Raw genomic sequence first — 19,017 nt, 5'->3', positions numbered from 1 at the left:
AAGGAGTCACTTCTCGCAAGCAGAAGCATAACCGGGATGTTGCGGTTCATTCATTACAAAATCCGCAATTAACTGTTTGAGTAAATCGATTAAAACGTCGCCGGGACGCGCCCTGAGCGATATCTCAGGCACGTCGGTGCGCCTGAAACGCCCAGGGAATCACTACGGACACCTACAAACTCGCCACGCATTCCAGCGCGCCTGAAAGCAGGTGCACTGAACGAAAGTGACCGAAAAAACCACGCAACGGCCGCGCGCGCCCCACCACAAACAGATTCGGCGGATTTGCACTAGTATGTGGTGGCTTCGCGCGCGGCCGAGTGTCGGTGCGGCGGGGCTTCAAGTCCGGAGAAGACCATGACTGCGCTTCGAAAAGTGAATCTTGCAGTGGTGTTGTGGGCGTTGGCGTCGGGTGTCGCCTTCGCGGATACGGTGGCACTGAAGGCGGATCTCGAGCCTTCGAGCGAGGTGCCGCCTCGCGTGAGCCACGGGCACGGTATGCTGGACGCCACCTTCGACACGTCGACGAAATCCCTGCGATGGACCGTCAGCTATGAAGGCTTGAGCGGCCCAGCAACCGCCGCGCATTTCCACGGACCCGCGCCGGTGGGCCAGAACGCCAAGGTTCAGGTGCCGATCGACAAGGGCGCGCTCGCCAGCCCGATCAAAGGCTCGGCGGCGCTGACCGAACAGCAGGTGACGGATCTGATGGCGGGCCAGTGGTACTTCAACGTTCATACCGCGCAGAACCCGATGGGCGAAATTCGCGGGCAGGTTTTGCCGGCGAACTAGGCGAGCGGAAAGCCTGATCCGGCGGCTCCGGCGTTTTTAAGATTAGAAGCCGCCATCCACCGACGCAGCCGCGAACGCACGTAACATGACAGGACACAATCGAAGGAGCGTGTCCCGATGAGTTGGCAAAGCGCACTCGCGTGCTGGTATTTGCGCAGGCAGTTTCGACCGGAAACCCTCAAGCCACGCATCAATGTCGAACGAGCGCGCGCGCTGAGCGCCAAGCGCGTCTGGTCGCCGCGGGTGCCGGGCGGCTGGCGTCTGCGTGAGCTGTACGGCGCGGACGATTCGCCGTTGCGCGGCGAGTGGATCGAGCGCGCCGGCCGTGCGCTAGCAACGAACGCCGGGCCGACCGTTCTGTATTGCCACGGCGGCGGCTATTACTTCTGTTCGCCGCGTACCCATCGGTCGATCGTGTTCGGTCTGGCGGCGCGCGCCGACTCACCAGTTTTTTCCCTCGACTACCGTCTTGCGCCCGAGCACCGCTTCCCGGCGGCGCTCGATGACGCGACCGCAGCCTACCGTCAGTTGATCGCCGACGGCGTCGCGCCCGAGTCGATCGTCATCGCGGGCGATTCGGCGGGCGGCGGTCTTGCGCTTGCCGCGCTGGTGGCGCTGCGCGATGCGGGCGATCCCGTGCCGGCAGGCGGCCTGCTGTTCTCGCCCTGGACCGATCTCGCCGCGACCGGCGTTAGCATTCGCACCAACGACGGTCTCGATCCCATGTTCAGCGGCTCCGCGATCGCCCGGGCGGGGAAGCTCTATCTTGGCGACACGCCGCCCACGCATCCCTACGCGTCTCCCGTCTATGCGGACCTGCATGGCTTGCCGCCGCTCTTCATCATGGCAGGCAGCACTGAAGTCTTGCTCGACGACTCGCAACGCGTGGCCGACAACGCGCGCGCGGCGGGCGTCGACTGCGAACTCGAAGTGTGGAACAAGATGCCGCACGTCTGGCCGATCTTCGCGCCGTTCATCCCTGAGGGAAATCGCGCGCTCGACCGCGCCGCCGCCTTCGTGCGGCGCGTGACGAACCGCGCGGCTCAGCCGTCGAGCGCGATGTCGATCGTCTGATAGGCGGCCTCGACCGTCGCCTGGCCGTAGTGCCGTTCCAGCCGACGCACGGTGAAGTGACCGTGCGCGACTTGCTGGAAGTGGTCGATGAACACCGTATTGACCATCGCGCCGAGCACCGCGCCGATCGCCGGAATCGACTTTGCGGCGATCTGTTCGCTGACCTGCACGGAGAAACGCGCGGCGATCGTGTTGAGCAGGCGCAACAAGGCCGCGGAACCGTGCGCGGTGAAGCCCTTCGTGGCGATTTCGGATGACGCTTTCGACACCGCCTGCGCAAGCGCGCCGCGCATGATGAAGTAGCCGAAGTCGGCGTCGTCGTCGGCTTTTGACGTGCCGCCCATGCCGAGCACCGTCAGACATTGCAACTGCGTGTCGATCGCCGTCAGATCCTCGCCCTCGCTGCGCGCGATATCGCAGATCGAGCGGAACATCAGCGTGGTCGTGACGGGCAGTTCGACGGGCAGCGCGAACAGTCCGAATGCGCCGCCGGCCGCGCCGGTGGTCGCCACGGCAAACTTGTGCAGCAAGTTGCTCGGCTTGTCGGGCACCGCCAACGCAGTCGCGCCGTCCCGTGTCCCCAGCGTGCGCAGCGCGATCGACAGGCACTTGCGTAGCGCCAGTTCCGTCGCGTCGGTGACTTTTTCGTTGGCGAACGCCGGCATGCGCGCGAGCAGTTTTTCCAGCGGCGCGCCGACGATGCTCGCCAGCTTCATCGCCAGAGCGGGGCTCTCCAGTTCGTGTTTTGCGTGGCGCAGCGCCTTCAGGTCGTCATCCGATAACGATTGTGTTGCGAGCGAACTCGGCTCCATGTGCCTCCCTGGCGTCATGTGATTTTCCTTTCTTCAGTCGATTGTCGGCGCGGCAAAGCCAGCAGCCTGTCCCGCTTAGAGCGTCGCAGCGTGGTATGATTCCCAATCGTTTGACGTGTCAACTGTTGCGCTATCAAAAATGGCTGTCCATACCGCGGCCCACCACTCGAGTGGGCAAGTTTTACCGTTCCGTGAGTCGCTTCTGGCGATGCTCGGCATCTCCTTCGTCACGATGCTGGTCGCACTCGACCAGACTGTGGTCGGCACAGCGCTTCCCACCATCGTCGCCGAACTCAAGGGTTTCGAGCTGTACGCGTGGGTTGCCACGTCGTATCTGCTGACCTCGGTGATTACCGTGCCGATTTTCGGCCGGCTCGGCGATTACTACGGACGCAAGCCGTTCGTGATTGCGTCGATCGTCGTGTTCACGGGCGCTTCCGTGCTGTGCGGCGCGGCCAACAACATGCTGTTCCTCGTGCTTGCGCGCGGCCTGCAAGGCATCGGCGGCGGCATGCTGGTCGGTACCGCGTTCGCCTGTATTCCCGATCTGTTTCCCGACTCGGTCGTGCGCCTGCGCTGGCAGGTGCTGATGAGTTCGGCGTTCGGCATCGCGAATGCGGTGGGGCCGTCGCTCGGCGGGTTCCTCACGCAGTATTACGGCTGGCGCTCGGTTTTCTACGTGAATCTGCCGGTCGGTCTCCTCTCGCTGTTTTTTGTCTGGCGCTTCCTGCCGCATCTGCGTCATGTTGAACACGAAGGCAAGATGCGGCTCGACTGGCCCGGCGCCGTGCTGATCGCCGTGGCACTCGGTTCGCTGCAACTATTCGTCGAATTGCTGCCGAAGCATGGCGTGACCTTGGGCGCGGCCGCGTTGCTCGCGCTGAGCGTCGCGTCGGCTTACGCGTTGTGGCAGTGGGAAAAGCGCTGCCCGACGGCGATCCTGCCGGTCGACATGTTCCGCAACCGTAGTCTCGCCGCGCTCTTCACGCTCGCCGTGTTGGGCGGCTTTTCGATGTTCTCGCTGCTGTTCTACGCGCCGTTGCTGTTTCAGGGCGGCTTCGGCATGTCGCCGAAAGAAGCGGGTCTCGTCATCACACCGCTGGTCGTGTTCATCACGATCGGCAGTATTGCCAACGGGCGCATCGTCTCACGGGTGCGCAACCCGAATCTGATGCTCTATATCGGCTTTGCACTGCTCGCACTGGCATGTCTGGGCGTGGTCGTCGCGACACGCGCCATGCCGCAGTGGCTTCTGATGTCGTTCATGATCGTCGGCGGCTTGGGACTCGGTTTCGTCATGCCGAACCTGACGATTTTCGCGCAGCAGACGGCGGGCCGCGAACACCTCGGTATCGCGACGGCGCTGTTGCAGTCGCTGCGGATGATCGGCGGCATGATCGGCACGGCGCTGACCGGCACACTGGTCAGCCATATGTACGCGAGCGGTGTGCGCAATACGTTGGAGAACGATAACGCGTCGCAATGGTTCGCGGACCTCGGCGATCCGCAAATCCTCATCAATCGGGACGCGCAAACTACTTTGCTCGACCAGTTGGCGCACGCGGGCCATAACGGCGCGATGCTGCTCGAGAGCGCGCGCGAAGCGCTCGTGTCGGCGATTCATCTGGGGCTCGCCATGGCGGCCATTATTGCGGTGGTGTCGGTCTGGCAAAGCCGCCGCGTGCCGCCGATCAAACTCCAGCGCAAGCTCGAGCCCGTGATTCACGCGGACTGATTTTTTAGACTTACCGTTTTACTGATAGATCATGGAAGAACAGGACCGCGTCGCCGTCATGCAGCAATTCGGCCGCACATATCGGGCGTTCATGTCGGCTTTCGAGGCGCATGTCGGCCATCCGTTGCCGCGCTGGCGCATTCTGCTCGCGCTGCACGAGCAGTCCGGCGAGTCGTCGCAGAAGCGGCTGGTGGAGCGCTTGCGCGTCGATCCGGGCGCGTTGACACGGCAGTTGAAAACGCTGGAAGGTTTGGGCTGGATTGCTCGCAGCATGGATGCGCGCGATAACCGCGTGACCAACGTGCGGTTGACGGAGGCGGGACATTCGGCGACCGAAGCCAGCTTGCCGCGTCGCAACGCGTTTCTGCACGACACCATCGCCGTGCTGCCGGACGAGGCGCTGAACGCGCTGTCCGGTGCGTTGAAGATGCTCGAGGCGAGAATCGGCGAAGTGGCGGCTGCCGCTGGCGCAGCCGAGGCTGCCGAGCAAACCCGCCCGACAGCGGGCGATGAAGCGCCGCGCCAAGCCTGATTTGCTGGACGCGGCTGAACCCGGTCAGTGCGGCGGCGCGAGGCGAACAAAATCACGCGTTCCGCAACACCACGAAAGGCGCGCCTCGCTTCCCGAGAAAGCGCCCTTCGTGAAGCCAATCAGAAAAACGTTTCGATCACTTCCTTCACGCGATACGCCGGATCGACCACCAGTACCTGACGCCACTTGTCGAACGTCAGACACGGGTGCGAGATGTCGAACGCGATCATGTCGCCTACTTTCAGGTCAGCCCCTGCCGGAATCCGCAGATACGCGTGCTGATCCATCAAGCCAAAAATCTCCCAGCCTTCGCTCGCCGCGATATCGCGTGGCGCTTCGTTGCCCGGACGATAGTGGCGCGCCGGTTCCGGCATGCCCGCATCGAATGCGGAATCGCGCTTGCCGAGACCGATGATCGCGCGATCCGGTTCAGGAATCGACTGCACATACGCCCACAGTTGCAGCGCCGGCAGCAACCCTTCGCCCATTTTCTTCGCGACCGGATTACGCGCGAAGATTTCCGTCTGCGCCTTGCGATAAATGCCGACGTCGTGCGTCAGATAACAACCTGGACGCAGCACGACCTCGACCTTGCCGGTCTCAGAGGCCTTCACGAATTCTTCCGCGACCACGTCGTACCAGGCCGAACCTGCGCCTGACAACACGGCCGGCGTACGCGCAAACCGGCCCCGCTCGACGAGTTCGCGTGTAACCGCGACCGCGCTTTGCAGGAACTCGCGCACTTCATGTTCTTCCTTGAGTACGCCTTCATACAACTCGACGCCGGCGAGCTTCAGCGTGTCCGGATAGCGTGCAATCGCCTCCAGCACCGCATTGCGCTGCGCCACGTCGCGCACGCCCGTGCGGCCGCCCGGCACGCCGAGTTCGAGCAGCACCTGCAACTGCTTGTTCACCGACTTGAAAAACTCACCCAACTGTTCGACGCCTTCCACTGAATCGACGAGGCAGAAGAATTCGAAATCCGGATCGCTCAGCAACTCTGCGACCATCATCATGTTGTGACGGCCGACCAGCTGGTTGGCCATGAGAACACGCGACACACCGCCGTGATAAGCCGCGCGCACCTGATGCGCGGTGGCGAGCGTGATGCCCCACGCGCCGTTTTCGAGCTGACGGCGGAATAGCTGCGGCGCCATGGTCGTCTTGCCGTGCGGTGCGAGCTTGACGCCGTATTCCGCGACGAATGCCTGCATCCACTTGAGGTTGTGTTCCACGCGGTCCGCATAAAGCACGGCGGCCGGCAGGCTCACGTCTTCGTTCAGCAGGTTCCACTCGAGGCGCGTGGCATCCGTGAGTTGGATGCTGGTGCCCGGAACCATGCCCAAGCCCTTGCTATAAGGATCAATCGTTGCGCCCTGATAGTTTGTAACTTTCATGTCTCCTTGCTCCATCGTCCAGTTAAATTGAATCAAAGTTGACTTTACCATGTTACCGAAAGTACGATGGATGGAGAAATGTTATTTAGTACCACGGTTCGCCGCGGGCGCGTTACAGGCCTTCGCGCGGCCACCCACAGTCCGCAATGAATCTAACCGCCGAACCGCTGGCTTTCGACATCGTCGCGCGCATTGCCGAATGCGCGCCGGAACTGCGCTCGGCCGAACGCAAGGTCGCCGCGCTGATTCTCGACGACCTGACGGGCGCTTCGCGCGCCAGCATCGGTGCGCTCGCGCAGCGGGCGGAGGTGAGCGTCGCGACCGTGACGCGCTTCGCCAAAGCCGTGGGTTGCCGCGATGTCCGCGAACTCAAACTGCGGCTTGCGCAGGCGGCCGCCGTCGGTCAGCGCTTCCTGCAGCCCGGCGGCCCGAGCGACGCGCCCGAGCCGATCGCGACTCGCGTGTTCGACGAATTGCAGACCGCGCTGGCGCATAACCATCAATTGCTGCGCCAGGCGCCGCTTGGCGACGCGGCGGCTGCTCTGCGCGGCGCGCGCATGATCTACGTGTTCGGCATGGGCGGCGGCTCGACCGCGCTCGCCGACGAAATGCGCTTCCGGCTCGTGCGCCTGGGCCGGCCTGTCGCGACCTATCAGGACGGCTTGCTGCAACGCATGGTCGCCAGCACCGTGTCGCGCGAATGCGTGGTGATCGCGCTTTCTACTACCGGGCGCGTGCCCGAGATGGTCGAGAATTGCAAGATCGCGCGCAGTTATGGCGCGACGGTGATTGCGCTGACCGCGCCCGCTTCGCCGCTCGCGCGCCTGGCCGATTGGGTGATCCCGATCGTCGCTTTTGAGACCGACTTCATTTACAAGCCGTCGTCGTCGCGTTACGCGATGATGATGGCGCTCGATGTGCTCGTCACCGAACTTGCCGTCAGTCAGGGTGACGAGAGCCGCGAATTGCTGCGCCGCATGAAGCACGCACTCGACACGCACCGCGGCGGCGGCGATCGACAACCGTTAGGAGACTGATCCATGCACTCGCATCCCGAAGCCGCTGATACGCTGATCGTCGGCGCGCAACTGTATGACGGCACGGGCGCGCCGCCTGTCGAACGCGATGTCGCGGTTCGCGACGGCCGCATCGTCGCGATCGGCAACCTGTCGAACTGGCTCGCCGAAGAAGTGATCGAGGCCGATGGCCGCGCGTTGGCGCCGGGTTTCATCGACGTTCACACGCACGACGACACGCACGTGATCCGCTCGCCGCAAATGCTGCCGAAGATCACGCAAGGCGTGACGACGGTGATCGTCGGCAATTGCGGCATCAGCGCGTCGCCGGTTGCGCTGAAGGGCGATCCGCCCGATCCGATGAACCTGCTCGGCGAGCGCGACGCATTCCAGTATCCGACCTTCGCCACTTATGTCGAAGCGGTGAACGCGGCGCGGCCCGCGGTGAATGTCGGCGCCCTGATCGGGCATACGGCGTTGCGCAGCAACCAGATGGACCGGCTCGACCGCGCGGCGACGCCGCAGGAAATCGACGGCATGCGCGCGCAGCTTGAAGAAGCATTGGCCAATGGCGCACTGGGTCTGAGCTCAGGGCTCGCGTACGGCTCGGCGTTCTCAGCGCCGACCGAAGAAGTGATGGCATTGGCCGAACCGCTCGCCGCAGCCGGCGCGTTGTACACCACGCACATGCGCACCGAATTCGACGCGATTCTCGATGCCATGGACGAGGCGTATCGCGTGGGCCGTCACGCACACGTGCCGGTGGTGATTTCGCATCTGAAGTGCGCGGGTCCGTCGAACTGGGGACGCAGCGAAGAAGTGCTGAAGTCGCTCGAAGGCGCGAGCCGGCTGCAGCCGATCGGTTGCGATTGCTATCCGTACAACCGCAGTTCGTCGACGCTCGATGTGAAGCAGATCACGGGCGATATCGACATCACGGTTACGTGGTCCGAGCCGCATCCGGAGATGGCGGGCAAGCTCGTGAAGGAGATTGCGGCGGAGTGGGGCGTCTCGCAGCAGGAAGCGGGCAAGCGCTTGCAACCGGCGGGCGCTGTGTATCACAACATGTCGGAAGACGACGTGCGGCGCATCCTCTCGCATCCCGCGACCATGGTCGGCTCGGATGGATTGCCGAACGATCCGCTGCCGCATCCACGCTTGTGGGGCGCATTTCCGCGCGTGCTCGGCCACTACGCGCGCGACGCGGGCTTGCTGCCGCTCGAAGAAGCGGTGCGCAAGATGACCAGTTTGTCGGCGCGTCGCTATGGACTCACGCAGCGCGGCGAGGTGCATATCGGTTACCACGCCGATCTGGTTTTGTTCGACCCGGCCAAGGTGCGCGACGTGGCGACGTTCGAGAACCCGCAACAGGCCGCCGACGGCATCGACGCGGTGTGGGTGAACGGCGTGTTGACGTATCGCAATGGTGAAGTGACGGGCGAGCGCGCCGGCCATTTCGTGGCGCGCGGCGCGGCGTCGAAGGGCGACGCGCACGGCGCGTTCTGATTGTTCAACCGATTGATTGCGGCGCGCGCGGCGCTTCTGCCGAACGCGTGCCGGACTTTTTAAGGAGTGTAGTGATGAAGCGATATGGTGTTGAAGGCGGCAAGGGAACGGGCGGTCAGCATATGCCGTTTGCACGCGCGGTCGAAGCGGACGGCTGGCTGTTCGTCTCCGGACAGACGCCGATGGAGAACGGCGAAGTGATCAACGGCGGCATCGTCGAACAATCGCACAAGGCGATTCAGAACGTGTTCGCGATTTTGAAGGAAGCCGGCTACGGCGCGGAAGATGTGGTCCGCTGCGGCGTGTGGCTGGACGATCCGCGTGACTTCGCGTCGTTCAACAAGGTGTTCCGCGAGTACTTCGGCGACAATCCGCCGGCACGTGCGTGTGTCGTTTCTTCGATGGTGATTGATTGCCGCGTCGAAGTGGATTGTGTGGCTTATAAGAAGCCAGCGGCCTAAGCGCTTTGTCGTCATCGTTCGCCGCAGATTTGCGGCGAACGTTCTACTAACTACTGCCGCGCCAGACGCATATTGTCCGGCATCGGCAAATTGTAGTTCGTGCGGAACGGATTGATATCCAACCCGCCGCGCCGCGTATAACGCGCATACACCGCGAGCTTCACCGGCTTGCAAGCCTTCAGCACATCGAGAAAGATCTTCTCGACGCACTGCTCGTGAAACCCAGTGTGATTCCGGTACGAGATGATGTAGCGCAGCAGGCCCGCGTGATCGATCTGCGGACCCACGTAATGAATCTGCACACTGCCCCAATCGGGCTGCCCCGTCACCGGGCAATTCGATTTCAGCAAGTTGGAGAACACTGTTTCTTCGACCGGCGCTTCATCCAGCGCCGCTTTCAACAACGACGCATCCGGCTGATAAATGTCGGTATCCAGATCCAGCCGATCCAGCGACAAACCCTCGAATTCTTCCATCTGCAATTTGCCGAACTCATACGGCGCAGCCAGATGAACCGAAACCGTCGCGCCGCACGATGCGGACACATCGCGCTTGATCGTGTCGCGCACCGCATCCATCGACTCGAATGCGGTCTGCGCGAACGAGCCGAGATACAGCTTGAACGACTTCGATTCGACGATATTCGGCGAATCCGCCGGCACGAAAAACGTTGCCACTGCAATCTGCGGCTTGCCGCGCGCATTCAGCCACGACAACTCGTACGCATTCCAGATGTCCGTGCCGAAAAACGGCAACTGCGCGCCGATGCCGATCGCCTCGCGCGCATTTTTTCGCGCGATCGGAAACAGCAGCGACGCGTCGTATTGTTCGGTGTAAGTGGAGGCCTTACCCAGCGGTGATTGTTCGGGTGTCATGATGCGTTCACAATGCCACTCAACACGTGCCCCGTCGCCGTCACGACGCGGGCCGATTCGCAGTGGCCAATTTGGTCGTCGAAGAAAAAGTCCGGCTCGAACTCGCGCAGAAATGCGCTCTTGTCGAGGCCGCCGAGGAACATCGCTTCGTCGATTTCGATGTTCCACGCCATCAAGGTGCGGATCGCGCGCTCATGCGCGGGCGCCGAACGCGCCGTGACCAATGCCGTACGAATATGCATCGGTGCGGCTTCGTCCGCGAGTTTTTGCAGCCGGTGCAGCGCTTCGAGCAACGGCTTCAACGGACCGTCCGCGAGCGGCAGATCCTTGTTGTCAATCTCGTGGCCGACAAAGGCGCGCAGGCCGTCCTTCTGGAACACGCGCTCGGCTTCGTCGGAAAACAGCACGGCGTCGCCGTCGAAGGCGATACGGATTTCGTCCGGATACTTGCTCGCCATTTTCGCCGATTCGGGCAACACGCGCGCGGCGGGAAATCCGGCGGCAAGCGCGTCGCGCACGTCCTGCTGGTTCGCGGACAGAAACAGCGACGCGTTCAGCGGCTTCAGGTAGCCGAACGGCGCGCGTCCGCGCGTGAAGACCCCGCGCTCGATGGCGAGCCCATGTTCCCGGCACGAATGGAACGCGCGCAGTCCGCTGATCGGATCGCTGCGCGAGAGGATCACCACTTCGACGCGATGGCCGCCCGCGTTCAAGGCCAGCAGCTTGCGGATCAACGGAAACGCCACGCCCGGTTTGGCGGGCACGGTCAGGCGGTCGCGCTGCAACGCTTCATAGGTCTGCAGGTCGCCTTCCTCGTACACGCGGTTCTCTTCCTCGAAGTCGAACAGCGCGCGCGACGAGATTGCCACCACCAGTTTGTCGACGAGCGAAAGAGCCATCTGCGGATTGCGGTCCTAAGTAATCAGGCGAGGAACAATCGATACACCGGATTCTGCGTCTCTTCCCAGTTCGGATAGCCGAGCGTGGCGAGAAACCTGTTGAACGCCTCGTTCTCGCTGTCCGGCACCTGGATGCCGACCAGAATCGAGCTGTAGTCGGCGCCCTGGTTGCGATAGTGGAACAGGCTGATGTTCCAGTTCGGCGCCATCGACGAAAGGAATTTCATCAGCGCGCCTGGCCGTTCGGGAAACTCGAAGCGGAACAGACGTTCGTCGTGTGCCAAGGGCGAGCGCCCGCCGACCATGTAGCGGATGTGCTGCTTGGAGAGTTCGTCGAACGTCAGATCGACAGTGGCGAAGCCGTGCGCTTCGAACGCGCCCGCGATCTGCGCCGACTCGCTGCGATTCCTGATCTGCACGCCCACGAAGATATGGGCGGAGTTCGCATCCGCAATACGGTAGTTGAATTCGGTGACGCTGCGTGTGCCGACCAGTTCGCAGAAGCGGCGGAAACTGCCGCGCTCTTCGGGGATCGTCACGGCGAACACTGCTTCACGCGCTTCACCGACTTCGGCGCGTTCGGCCACGAAGCGCATGCGGTCGAAGTTCATGTTCGCCCCCGACGTGATTGCGATCAGCGTCTGGTTCTCGATGCCTTCGCGCTCCGCATACTGCTTCGCGCCGGCCACGGCCAGCGAGCCAGCGGGTTCGAGCACGCTGCGGGTATCCTGGAAGACGTCCTTGATCGCGGCGCACAGCGCGTCGGTATTCACGAGCAGCACGTCGTCGAGATATTCGCTGCACACGCGGAAGGTTTCTTCGCCGACCAGTTTTACCGCCGTGCCGTCCGAGAACAGACCGACTTCGTTCAGCGTGACACGCTCACCGGCCTTCAGAGACGCGGCCATCGCGCACGAATCATCGGTTTGCACGCCGATCACCTTGATCTCGGGGCGCACGGATTTGACGTACGCGGCGACGCCTGCCGCCAGTCCACCGCCGCCGATCGGCACGAAGATCGCGTGAATCGGCCCCTGGTGCTGGCTGAGAATCTCCATCGCGACGGTGCCTTGCCCGGCGATCACATACGGATCGTCGAACGGATGCACGAAGGTCAGGCCGCGTTCTTCCTGCAGCTTAACCGCGTGCTCATACGCGTCGCTATACGACTCGCCGAACTGCACCACTTCGACGGTCGGGCCACCGTGTGCGCGCACTGCATCGACCTTGACCTGCGGCGTGGTGACCGGCACCACGATGATCGCCTTCACGCCCATGCGCGCCGCCGACAACGCCACGCCCTGTGCATGATTGCCCGCCGACGCCGTAATCACCCCGCGCTCCAACGCTTCAGAAGGAATATGCGCCATCTTGTTGTACGCGCCGCGCACCTTGAACGAGAACACCGGCTGGTTGTCCTCGCGCTTCAGATAGACCGGATTGCGCAGACGCGCCGACAGATTCGGCGCGCGTTCGAGTTCGGTCTCGCGGGCCACGTCGTACACGCGCGCGGTCAGGGTTTTTTTCAGGTAGTCGTGGGAAGCCATGCGGGTGGCGCGGAGCGCTTGGTGAGACGGGAAAGGGTCAATGATAGCGCCAACGGTGTAGGCTCAGGCTGTCGGCATATGCACTGAAGCAGGGCCGCACAGCGCCGCCCGACCGTTCGGTTGGTCATTCCGGCATAAAGGCGCCTCCTTACGATTCGCCGCGAAAGTGCCCAAATCCCCGCCGCTGCTCCGACTTCGGCCGTCAACGCGTGGCGGAATCATGCGGTAGAATTCCATTTTGGAATAAGGATCGGAAGATGCACTGGCAGCCTCGGATCGCCCACTTGATGCCCGCCCCGCGTGCGTGTTGTCCCGCGGCAGAGCGTCACGTCCGCCACGCACGATCGTGTAGCTATATCTGAGCGCCGCGAAGCGACCGGTGTGGGTTTGGCCGTCGGTCGAGCTTCGCTCCCCTAGAAGATTTCCAGCATTGCGCGCCACGCGCGCCGTCAGCCGACGCCTCATCGACGAGCGCGCCCGGTTGACCTACCGAGTCGTCCAAACATGAACGCACCTCAAGTTTTCGATCCGCACGGAGCCGCCGCTACGGTGGCTGCCGATCCAGAAGCGCGTTTGCGCGAAATTCCCTACAACTACACGTCGTTTTCCGATCGCGAAATTGTCATCCGCCTGCTCGGCGACGAAGCTTGGGCCGTGCTGGCTGAATTGCGCGCGGAACGCCGCACCGGCCGCTCGGCACGGATGCTGTACGAAGTGCTGGGCGACATCTGGGTGGTGCGCCGCAATCCTTACCTGCAAGACGACCTGCTCGACAATCCAAAGCGCCGGGCGATGCTGATCGAGGCCTTGCACCACCGTTTGAGCGAGATCGAGAAGCGCCGTCGCGCCGATCTGACCGAGCACGGCGACGAAGCGGGCGTGGACCGCGCTGCTCGCGTGGAAACGCTGGTCCAGGCCGCGCGCCGCGCCGTCGACGAATTCGCCAGCGAATTCCAGAAGACCTACGATCTGCGCAAGCGCGCGACCAAGGTGCTGGGCAAGGTCACGGAAAAGGACAACATCAAGTTCGACGGCCTGTCGCGCGTCTCGCACGTGACCGACGCGACCGACTGGCGTGTGGAATACCCGTTCGTCGTGCTGACGCCGGATACTGAAGCCGAAATCGCCGGCATGATCAAGGCGTGTTTCGAGCTCGGGCTGACCGTGATTCCGCGCGGAGGCGGCACGGGCTACACAGGCGGCGCGGTGCCGCTCACGCCGTTCTCGGCCGTCATCAACACTGAAAAGCTCGAACAGCTCGGCGCGGTTGAAATGACCGAACTGCCGGGCGTCGACCGTAAAGTCGCGACGATTTTCTCGGGCGCGGGCGTGGTCACACGTCGCGTGACCGAAGCGGCCGAGCAGGCCGGTTTCGTGTTCGCCGTCGATCCGACCTCGCTGGATGCGTCCTGTGTGGGCGGCAACGTCGCGATGAACGCGGGCGGCAAGAAGGCGGTGTTGTGGGGCACGGCGCTCGACAATCTGGCCTGGTGGCGCATGGTCGACCCGGAAGGGAACTGGCTCGAAGTCACGCGCCTCGACCACAACATGGGCAAGATTCACGACATCGAAGTCGCGCGTTTCGAGCTCAAATGGTTCGACGGCAACTACGCGCCGGGCGAAAAGCTCATGCGCACCGAAGCGCTCGACATCAAGGGTCGCGTGTTCCGCAAGGAAGGTCTCGGCAAGGACGTCACGGACAAATTCCTTGCCGGTCTGCCGGGCGTGCAGAAAGAAGGCTGCGACGGGCTGATCACGTCCGCGCGCTGGGTGCTGCACAAGATGCCGGCGCATACGCGCACCGTCTGCCTCGAATTCTTCGGCCAGGCGCGCGACGCGATTCCGAGCATCGTCGAAATCAAGGATTACCTGTTCGAGACCTCGAAGCAGGGCGGCGCGATTCTCGCCGGTCTCGAGCATCTGGACGAGCGCTATCTGCGCGCGGTCGGCTATGCGACCAAGAGCAAGCGCAACGCGTTTCCGAAGATGGTGCTGATCGGCGACATCGTCGGCGATGACGCGGACGCGGTCGCGCAGGCCACGTCGGAAGTGGTGCGCATGGCCAACGGCAAGAGCGGCGAAGGCTTCGTCGCGGTCAATGCCGAGGCACGCAAGCGTTTCTGGCTCGACCGCAGCCGCACGGCGGCGATCGCGAAGCACACCAACGCCTTCAAGATCAACGAAGACGTGGTGATTCCGCTCGACCGCATGGGCGAGTACACGGACGGCATCGAGCGTATCAACATCGAGCTGTCGATCAAGAACAAGCTGCAGCTGGTCGACGCGCTCGAAGCGTTCTTCAAGGCCGGCAAGCTGCCGCTCGGCAAGAGCGACGACGCCAACGAGATTCCGAGCGCCGAACTGCTCGAAGACCGCGTGCAGCAAGCGCTCGATCTGCTCAAGCGTGTGCGCACGCGCTGGGAATTCCTGCGCGACAAGCTCGATCTGTCCTTGCGTGAAGCGCAGCACTATCTGGTCGGTCTCGGCTACGAAGCGATGGCGGAAAAATTCGCCGATCGCGTGGACGCACAGCCCGACGCCAACGTATTTCACGTCACGCAGGACCGCACGATCCGCGTGTCGTGGAAGCAGGAAATCCGCGCCGAACTGCGCCAGATTTTCAACGGCGGCGAGTTCAAGCCGATCCTCGACGAAGCCCAGGCGATCCACAAGCAGGTGCTGCGTGGCCGCGTGTTCGTCGCGCTGCACATGCACGCCGGCGACGGCAACGTGCACACGAATCTGCCGGTCAACTCCGACAACTACGAGATGCTGCAGGACGCCCACACGGCGGTCGCACGCATCATGAAGCTGGCGCGTTCGCTCGACGGCGTGATTTCGGGCGAGCACGGCATCGGCATCACCAAGCTCGAATTCCTGACCGAAGACGAGATCAGCGAATTCCGCCAGTACAAGCAGCGCGTCGATCCGCATGGCCGCTTCAACGCGGGCAAGCTGCTCGAAGGCGCCGACCTGCGCAATGCCTACACGCCGAGCTTCGGCCTGATGGGTTATGAATCGCTGATCATGCAGCAGTCCGACATCGGCGCGATTTCCGAGTCGATCAAGGACTGCTTGCGCTGCGGCAAGTGCAAGCCGGTGTGCGCGACCCACGTGCCGCGCGCGAACCTGTTGTACAGCCCGCGCAACAAGATTCTCGCCACCTCGCTGCTGGTCGAGGCGTTCCTGTACGAGGAACAGACCCGCCGCGGCGTGTCGATCAAGCACTGGGACGAGTTCAACGACGTCGCGGATCACTGCACCGTGTGTCACAAGTGCGTGACGCCGTGCCCGGTGAAGATCGACTTCGGCGACGTGACCATGAACATGCGCAACCTGTTGCGCAAGATGGGCAAGAAGAAGTTCAATCCGGGCAACGCGGCCGGCATGTTCTTCCTCAACGCGACCAACCCGCAGACCATCAATCTCGCGCGCACCGCGATGATGGGCATCGGCTACAAGGCGCAGCGCCTCGGCAACGACGTGCTGAAGAAGTTCGCGAAGAAGCAGACGGCGCACCCGCCGGCAACCGTCGGCAAGCCGCCGGTCACGCAGCAGGTGATCCACTTCATGAACAAGAAGATGCCGGGCAATCTGCCGAAGAAGACCGCGCGTGCGTTGCTCGATATCGAGGACAACAAGATCGTCCCGATCATCCGCAATCCGAAGACGACCACCGCCGACACGGAAGCGGTGTTCTACTTCCCGGGCTGCGGTTCCGAGCGGCTGTTCTCGCAGGTCGGTCTCGCCACGCAAGCCATGCTGTGGGAAGCGGGCGTGCAAACCGTGCTGCCGCCGGGCTACCTGTGCTGCGGCTATCCGCAACGCGGTTCGGGCCAGTACGACAAGGCCGAGCAGATCGTCACGGATAACCGCGTGCTGTTCCACCGCGTCGCCAATACGCTCAACTACCTCGATATCAAGACCGTGGTGGTGTCGTGCGGCACATGCTACGACCAGCTTGCCGGCTACGAATTCGAGAAGATCTTCCCGGGCTGCCGGATCATCGACATCCACGAGTTTCTGCTGGAGAAAGGCATGAAGCTCGACGGTGTGAACGGCGTGCGCTACATGTACCACGACCCGTGCCACACACCGATCAAGACGATGGACCCCGTCAAGCTCGTCAATCAGTTGATGGGCTCGGAGAAGGACGGCTACAAGATCGAGAAGAACGACCGCTGCTGTGGTGAATCCGGCACGCTCGCGGTCACGCGTCCTGACATTTCGACACAGGTCCGCTTCCGCAAGGAAGAGGAGATCCGCAAGGGTGCGGCGAAGCTGCGCGGCATTCCTTTGGTGGCCGAAGCCGGCGCGAACGGGATCAATCCGGCCAATGCCTCGGCGGGCTCGGCGGGCGCGCCGGACGGCTCCGTGCTCAAGGCTGGCGACGGCCCGCAGCCGAAGGGCGCCACTGACGTGAAGATCCTCACGAGCTGCCCGTCCTGCCTGCAAGGTCTGTCGCGCTACAACGAAGACGCGGGCATCGAGGCGGACTATATCGTCGTCGAGATGGCACGTCACGTGCTCGGTGAAGACTGGATGGTCGACTACGTGCAGCGTGCGAACAATGGCGGAATCGAGCGCGTGCTGGTTTAATGGCACGACTGACGATTTTTGCCTGAGGCCGACGATGGAATGCGTTTTTTGCCGTGAAGATGGCGGCGATGTGCTGTGGCACGACGACACCTTGCGTGTCGTTCTCGCCGATGAACACGATTACCCGGGCTTTTGCCGGGTCATCTGGAACGGGCATGTGGCCGAGTTTTCCGACCTCGACGGAGACGACCGCGATCGCGTGATGAAGGCCGTGTATGCGGTCGAGCGCGCGATCCGGCGCATCCTGCAGCCGGTCAAGGTGAACCTGGCGAGCCTTGGCAACCAGGTGCCGCACGTGCACTGGCATGTGATTCCGCGTTTTTCGAACGACGCTCATTTTCCGCTGCCCATCTGGGCGCCGCGCCAGCGCACGGTGTCCGAAGCCATGCTGTCGTCGCGCCGCGCGCAAGCCACCTTGCTGCGCGAAGCGGTGCGGCAGGAAATCGAACAGGCGCTGGCTTGAGTTCGAGCGCTCCCGAACCTGTCGCGTTCGCGCCGGGCCCCGCGAAGGGCAAGAGGCATTGAGGCGCCGTTCTCTATGAGGTCAACATGAGTGGACTAACTCCCGATACGCCAGTGCCGACCGGCGTGGTCGTGCATTCCAAATCGCGTGTGCTCGAATTGCAGTACGCAAACGGCGAATCTTATCGCTTGCCGTTCGAGCTGCTGCGCGTGTATTCGCCATCGGCGGAAGTGATGGGCCATGGGCCCGGCCAGGAAACGTTGCAGACCGGCAAGCGCGAAGTGACGATCACCATGATCGAAGGCGTCGGCAACTACGCGCTGCAGCCGACTTTCTCGGATGGACACGCCACCGGCATCTATTCGTGGGACCTGCTATACGACATGGCCGTGCGCCAGGATGAACTCTGGCGCGACTATCTCGCCAAACTTCAGGCGGCCGGCGTTGACCGCGATACGCCGATGGTTCAGGCCGGCGCTGCGCACGGCCACTGTCACTGATACGATTCGCCCCGAACGCCGCGCTGATGCGGCGCAACATTTCAGAATACGCGAAAGGACGAGCGCGATGAGCAAAACCCACTTCGGCTTTCAATCGGTCGACGAACAGGACAAGGCGCAGAAGGTGGCGGGCGTGTTCCACTCGGTTGCCGCCAACTACGACCTGATGAACGACCTGATGTCGGGCGGGTTGCACCGCGCGTGGAAGATGTTCACGATCGCCCAGGCCAACGTGCGGCCGGGCTACAAGGTGCTCGACATTGCGGGCGGCACCGGCGATCTGTCGAAGGCGTTCGCGAAGCAGGCGGGCGACACCGGTGAAGTCTGGCACACCGACATCAATGAATCGATGCTGCGCGTGGGCCGCGACCGTCTGCTGGATAAGGGCGTGATCACGCCGGCGCTGCTTTGCGACGCTGAGAAAATCCCCTTTCCGGACAACTACTTCGACGTAGTGACGGTGGCATTCGGCTTGCGCAACATGACTCACAAGGACGTGGCGCTGGCGGAAATGCGGCGCGTGCTAAAACCGGCGGGGCGTCTGCTGGTGCTGGAATTTTCGAAGGTGTGGGATCCGCTCAAGAAGGTCTACGACGTCTATTCTTTTAAGGTGTTGCCGTGGTTGGGCGAACGCTTTGCGAAAGATGCCGAGAGCTATCAATACCTCGCCGAATCGATCCGGATGCATCCGGACCAGGAAACTTTGAAAACAATGATGGAACAAGCGGGTCTCGACGGCGTCAAATATTACAATTTGTCAGCTGGCGTGGTAGCTTTACATGTGGGGACCAAATACTAGGGTTCCTAAC

The 19,017-nt window shown here is 62.8% G+C and carries 16 protein-coding genes; 11 read left to right on the top strand and 5 right to left on the bottom strand.

What is annotated here, in order from left to right; genetic code table 11:
* The first annotated feature begins 357 nt into the window (after positions 1-357).
* A complete protein-coding gene (locus tag B0G71_RS17340; protein ID WP_116142974.1) occupies positions 358-792 on the top strand; it encodes a CHRD domain-containing protein in 435 nt (144 codons plus the stop codon).
* Positions 793-909: 117 nt separating this feature from the next.
* Positions 910-1,866 (top strand): alpha/beta hydrolase, encoded by a 957-nt coding sequence (locus B0G71_RS17335; RefSeq protein WP_116142972.1) that lies wholly within the window; start codon positions 910-912, stop codon positions 1,864-1,866.
* Here the strand turns inward: B0G71_RS17335 and B0G71_RS17330 are convergent.
* A complete protein-coding gene (locus tag B0G71_RS17330; protein ID WP_116142970.1) occupies positions 1,836-2,678 on the bottom strand; it encodes an EcsC family protein in 843 nt (280 codons plus the stop codon). The two genes, B0G71_RS17335 and B0G71_RS17330, sit on opposite strands and share 31 nt — an antisense overlap.
* A 139-nt stretch (positions 2,679-2,817) precedes the next feature.
* Between B0G71_RS17330 and B0G71_RS17325 the strand changes: the two genes are divergently transcribed.
* Together B0G71_RS17325 and B0G71_RS17320 are read left to right on the top strand one after the other, a co-directional pair.
* Positions 2,818-4,413 (top strand): MDR family MFS transporter, encoded by a 1,596-nt coding sequence (locus B0G71_RS17325; RefSeq protein WP_116142968.1) that lies wholly within the window; start codon positions 2,818-2,820, stop codon positions 4,411-4,413.
* A 31-nt stretch (positions 4,414-4,444) separates the two neighbouring features.
* A complete protein-coding gene (locus B0G71_RS17320; RefSeq protein ID WP_116142966.1) occupies positions 4,445-4,945 on the top strand; it encodes a MarR family winged helix-turn-helix transcriptional regulator in 501 nt (166 codons plus the stop codon).
* Positions 4,946-5,064: 119 nt separating this feature from the next.
* On the opposite strand, the gene B0G71_RS17315 is transcribed toward B0G71_RS17320, so the two are convergent.
* Complete coding sequence (locus tag B0G71_RS17315; RefSeq protein WP_116142965.1) at positions 5,065-6,342, bottom strand: amino acid deaminase; 1,278 nt, start codon at positions 6,340-6,342, stop codon at positions 5,065-5,067.
* A gap of 146 nt (positions 6,343-6,488) precedes the next feature.
* On the opposite strand from B0G71_RS17315, the gene B0G71_RS17310 reads away from it, so the two are divergent.
* From B0G71_RS17310 to B0G71_RS17300, 3 genes are all read left to right on the top strand, one after another.
* Entirely contained in the window at positions 6,489-7,379 is an 891-nt protein-coding gene (locus B0G71_RS17310; protein ID WP_106282034.1) for a MurR/RpiR family transcriptional regulator, read from the top strand.
* Between the two features lie 3 nt (positions 7,380-7,382).
* Positions 7,383-8,864 carry an amidohydrolase family protein gene (locus B0G71_RS17305; protein ID WP_116142963.1) on the top strand — a complete coding sequence of 494 codons (1,482 nt, stop codon included), beginning with the start codon at positions 7,383-7,385 and terminating at the stop codon, positions 8,862-8,864.
* Between the two features lie 74 nt (positions 8,865-8,938).
* A complete protein-coding gene (locus B0G71_RS17300; protein WP_035562439.1) occupies positions 8,939-9,325 on the top strand; it encodes a RidA family protein in 387 nt (128 codons plus the stop codon).
* Between the two features lie 50 nt (positions 9,326-9,375).
* Here B0G71_RS17300 and queF read toward each other — a convergent pair whose 3' ends face one another.
* Genes queF through ilvA form a run of 3 tightly spaced genes read right to left on the bottom strand, consistent with a single transcriptional unit; the run spans position 9,376 to position 12,688 of the window.
* Complete coding sequence (gene queF, locus B0G71_RS17295; RefSeq protein ID WP_116142961.1) at positions 9,376-10,200, bottom strand: NADPH-dependent 7-cyano-7-deazaguanine reductase QueF; 825 nt, start codon at positions 10,198-10,200, stop codon at positions 9,376-9,378.
* The gene (locus B0G71_RS17290) at positions 10,197-11,099 is read right to left on the bottom strand and encodes a 5'-nucleotidase (RefSeq protein ID WP_116142959.1); all 903 of its coding nucleotides are present in this window, start codon (positions 11,097-11,099) and stop codon (positions 10,197-10,199) included. The genes queF and B0G71_RS17290 overlap by 4 nt, the downstream gene beginning before the upstream one ends.
* Before the next feature lie 23 nt (positions 11,100-11,122).
* Positions 11,123-12,688 carry a threonine ammonia-lyase, biosynthetic gene (gene ilvA / locus B0G71_RS17285; protein ID WP_404935471.1) on the bottom strand — a complete coding sequence of 522 codons (1,566 nt, stop codon included), beginning with the start codon at positions 12,686-12,688 and terminating at the stop codon, positions 11,123-11,125.
* Positions 12,689-13,150: 462 nt separating this feature from the next.
* Here ilvA and B0G71_RS17275 point away from each other — a divergent pair, with 462 nt between their 5' ends.
* The 4 genes from B0G71_RS17275 (at position 13,151) to ubiE (ending at position 19,007) form a co-directional block, all read left to right on the top strand.
* On the top strand, positions 13,151-17,245 hold the full coding sequence (locus B0G71_RS17275) for an FAD/FMN-binding oxidoreductase (protein WP_116142955.1): 4,095 nt from the start codon (positions 13,151-13,153) through the stop codon (positions 17,243-17,245).
* Positions 17,246-17,279: 34 nt separating this feature from the next.
* The gene (locus tag B0G71_RS17270; protein ID WP_116142953.1) at positions 17,280-17,708 is read left to right on the top strand and encodes an HIT family protein; all 429 of its coding nucleotides are present in this window, start codon (positions 17,280-17,282) and stop codon (positions 17,706-17,708) included.
* Positions 17,709-17,794: 86 nt separating this feature from the next.
* On the top strand, positions 17,795-18,208 hold the full coding sequence (locus B0G71_RS17265) for a gamma-butyrobetaine hydroxylase-like domain-containing protein (protein ID WP_106282019.1): 414 nt from the start codon (positions 17,795-17,797) through the stop codon (positions 18,206-18,208).
* Between the two features lie 67 nt (positions 18,209-18,275).
* Positions 18,276-19,007 carry a bifunctional demethylmenaquinone methyltransferase/2-methoxy-6-polyprenyl-1,4-benzoquinol methylase UbiE gene (ubiE, locus tag B0G71_RS17260; protein WP_012431711.1) on the top strand — a complete coding sequence of 244 codons (732 nt, stop codon included), beginning with the start codon at positions 18,276-18,278 and terminating at the stop codon, positions 19,005-19,007.
* The last annotated feature ends 10 nt before the right edge of the window (positions 19,008-19,017 follow it).

Source organism: Paraburkholderia sp. BL27I4N3, from assembly GCF_003386115.1.
Taxonomy (GTDB): Bacteria; Pseudomonadota; Gammaproteobacteria; order Burkholderiales; family Burkholderiaceae; genus Paraburkholderia.
The sequence above is the reverse complement of the archived record's forward strand: the minus strand, read 5'-3'. Positions and strand labels throughout refer to the sequence as shown.

Coding starts and splice junctions, on each gene's coding strand:
- B0G71_RS17290 (WP_116142959.1), bottom strand. CDS start 11,099: ATGGCTCTTTCGCTCGTCGACAAACTGGTGGTGGCAATCTCGTCGCGC.
- B0G71_RS17330 (WP_116142970.1), bottom strand. CDS start 2,678: ATGGAGCCGAGTTCGCTCGCAACACAATCGTTATCGGATGACGACCTG.
- B0G71_RS17270 (WP_116142953.1), top strand. CDS start 17,280: ATGGAATGCGTTTTTTGCCGTGAAGATGGCGGCGATGTGCTGTGGCAC.
- B0G71_RS17340 (WP_116142974.1), top strand. CDS start 358: ATGACTGCGCTTCGAAAAGTGAATCTTGCAGTGGTGTTGTGGGCGTTG.
- ubiE (WP_012431711.1), top strand. CDS start 18,276: ATGAGCAAAACCCACTTCGGCTTTCAATCGGTCGACGAACAGGACAAG.
- B0G71_RS17310 (WP_106282034.1), top strand. CDS start 6,489: ATGAATCTAACCGCCGAACCGCTGGCTTTCGACATCGTCGCGCGCATT.
- B0G71_RS17320 (WP_116142966.1), top strand. CDS start 4,445: ATGGAAGAACAGGACCGCGTCGCCGTCATGCAGCAATTCGGCCGCACA.
- B0G71_RS17275 (WP_116142955.1), top strand. CDS start 13,151: ATGAACGCACCTCAAGTTTTCGATCCGCACGGAGCCGCCGCTACGGTG.
- B0G71_RS17265 (WP_106282019.1), top strand. CDS start 17,795: ATGAGTGGACTAACTCCCGATACGCCAGTGCCGACCGGCGTGGTCGTG.
- B0G71_RS17300 (WP_035562439.1), top strand. CDS start 8,939: ATGAAGCGATATGGTGTTGAAGGCGGCAAGGGAACGGGCGGTCAGCAT.
- queF (WP_116142961.1), bottom strand. CDS start 10,200: ATGACACCCGAACAATCACCGCTGGGTAAGGCCTCCACTTACACCGAA.
- B0G71_RS17325 (WP_116142968.1), top strand. CDS start 2,818: ATGGCTGTCCATACCGCGGCCCACCACTCGAGTGGGCAAGTTTTACCG.
- B0G71_RS17305 (WP_116142963.1), top strand. CDS start 7,383: ATGCACTCGCATCCCGAAGCCGCTGATACGCTGATCGTCGGCGCGCAA.
- B0G71_RS17335 (WP_116142972.1), top strand. CDS start 910: ATGAGTTGGCAAAGCGCACTCGCGTGCTGGTATTTGCGCAGGCAGTTT.
- B0G71_RS17315 (WP_116142965.1), bottom strand. CDS start 6,342: ATGAAAGTTACAAACTATCAGGGCGCAACGATTGATCCTTATAGCAAG.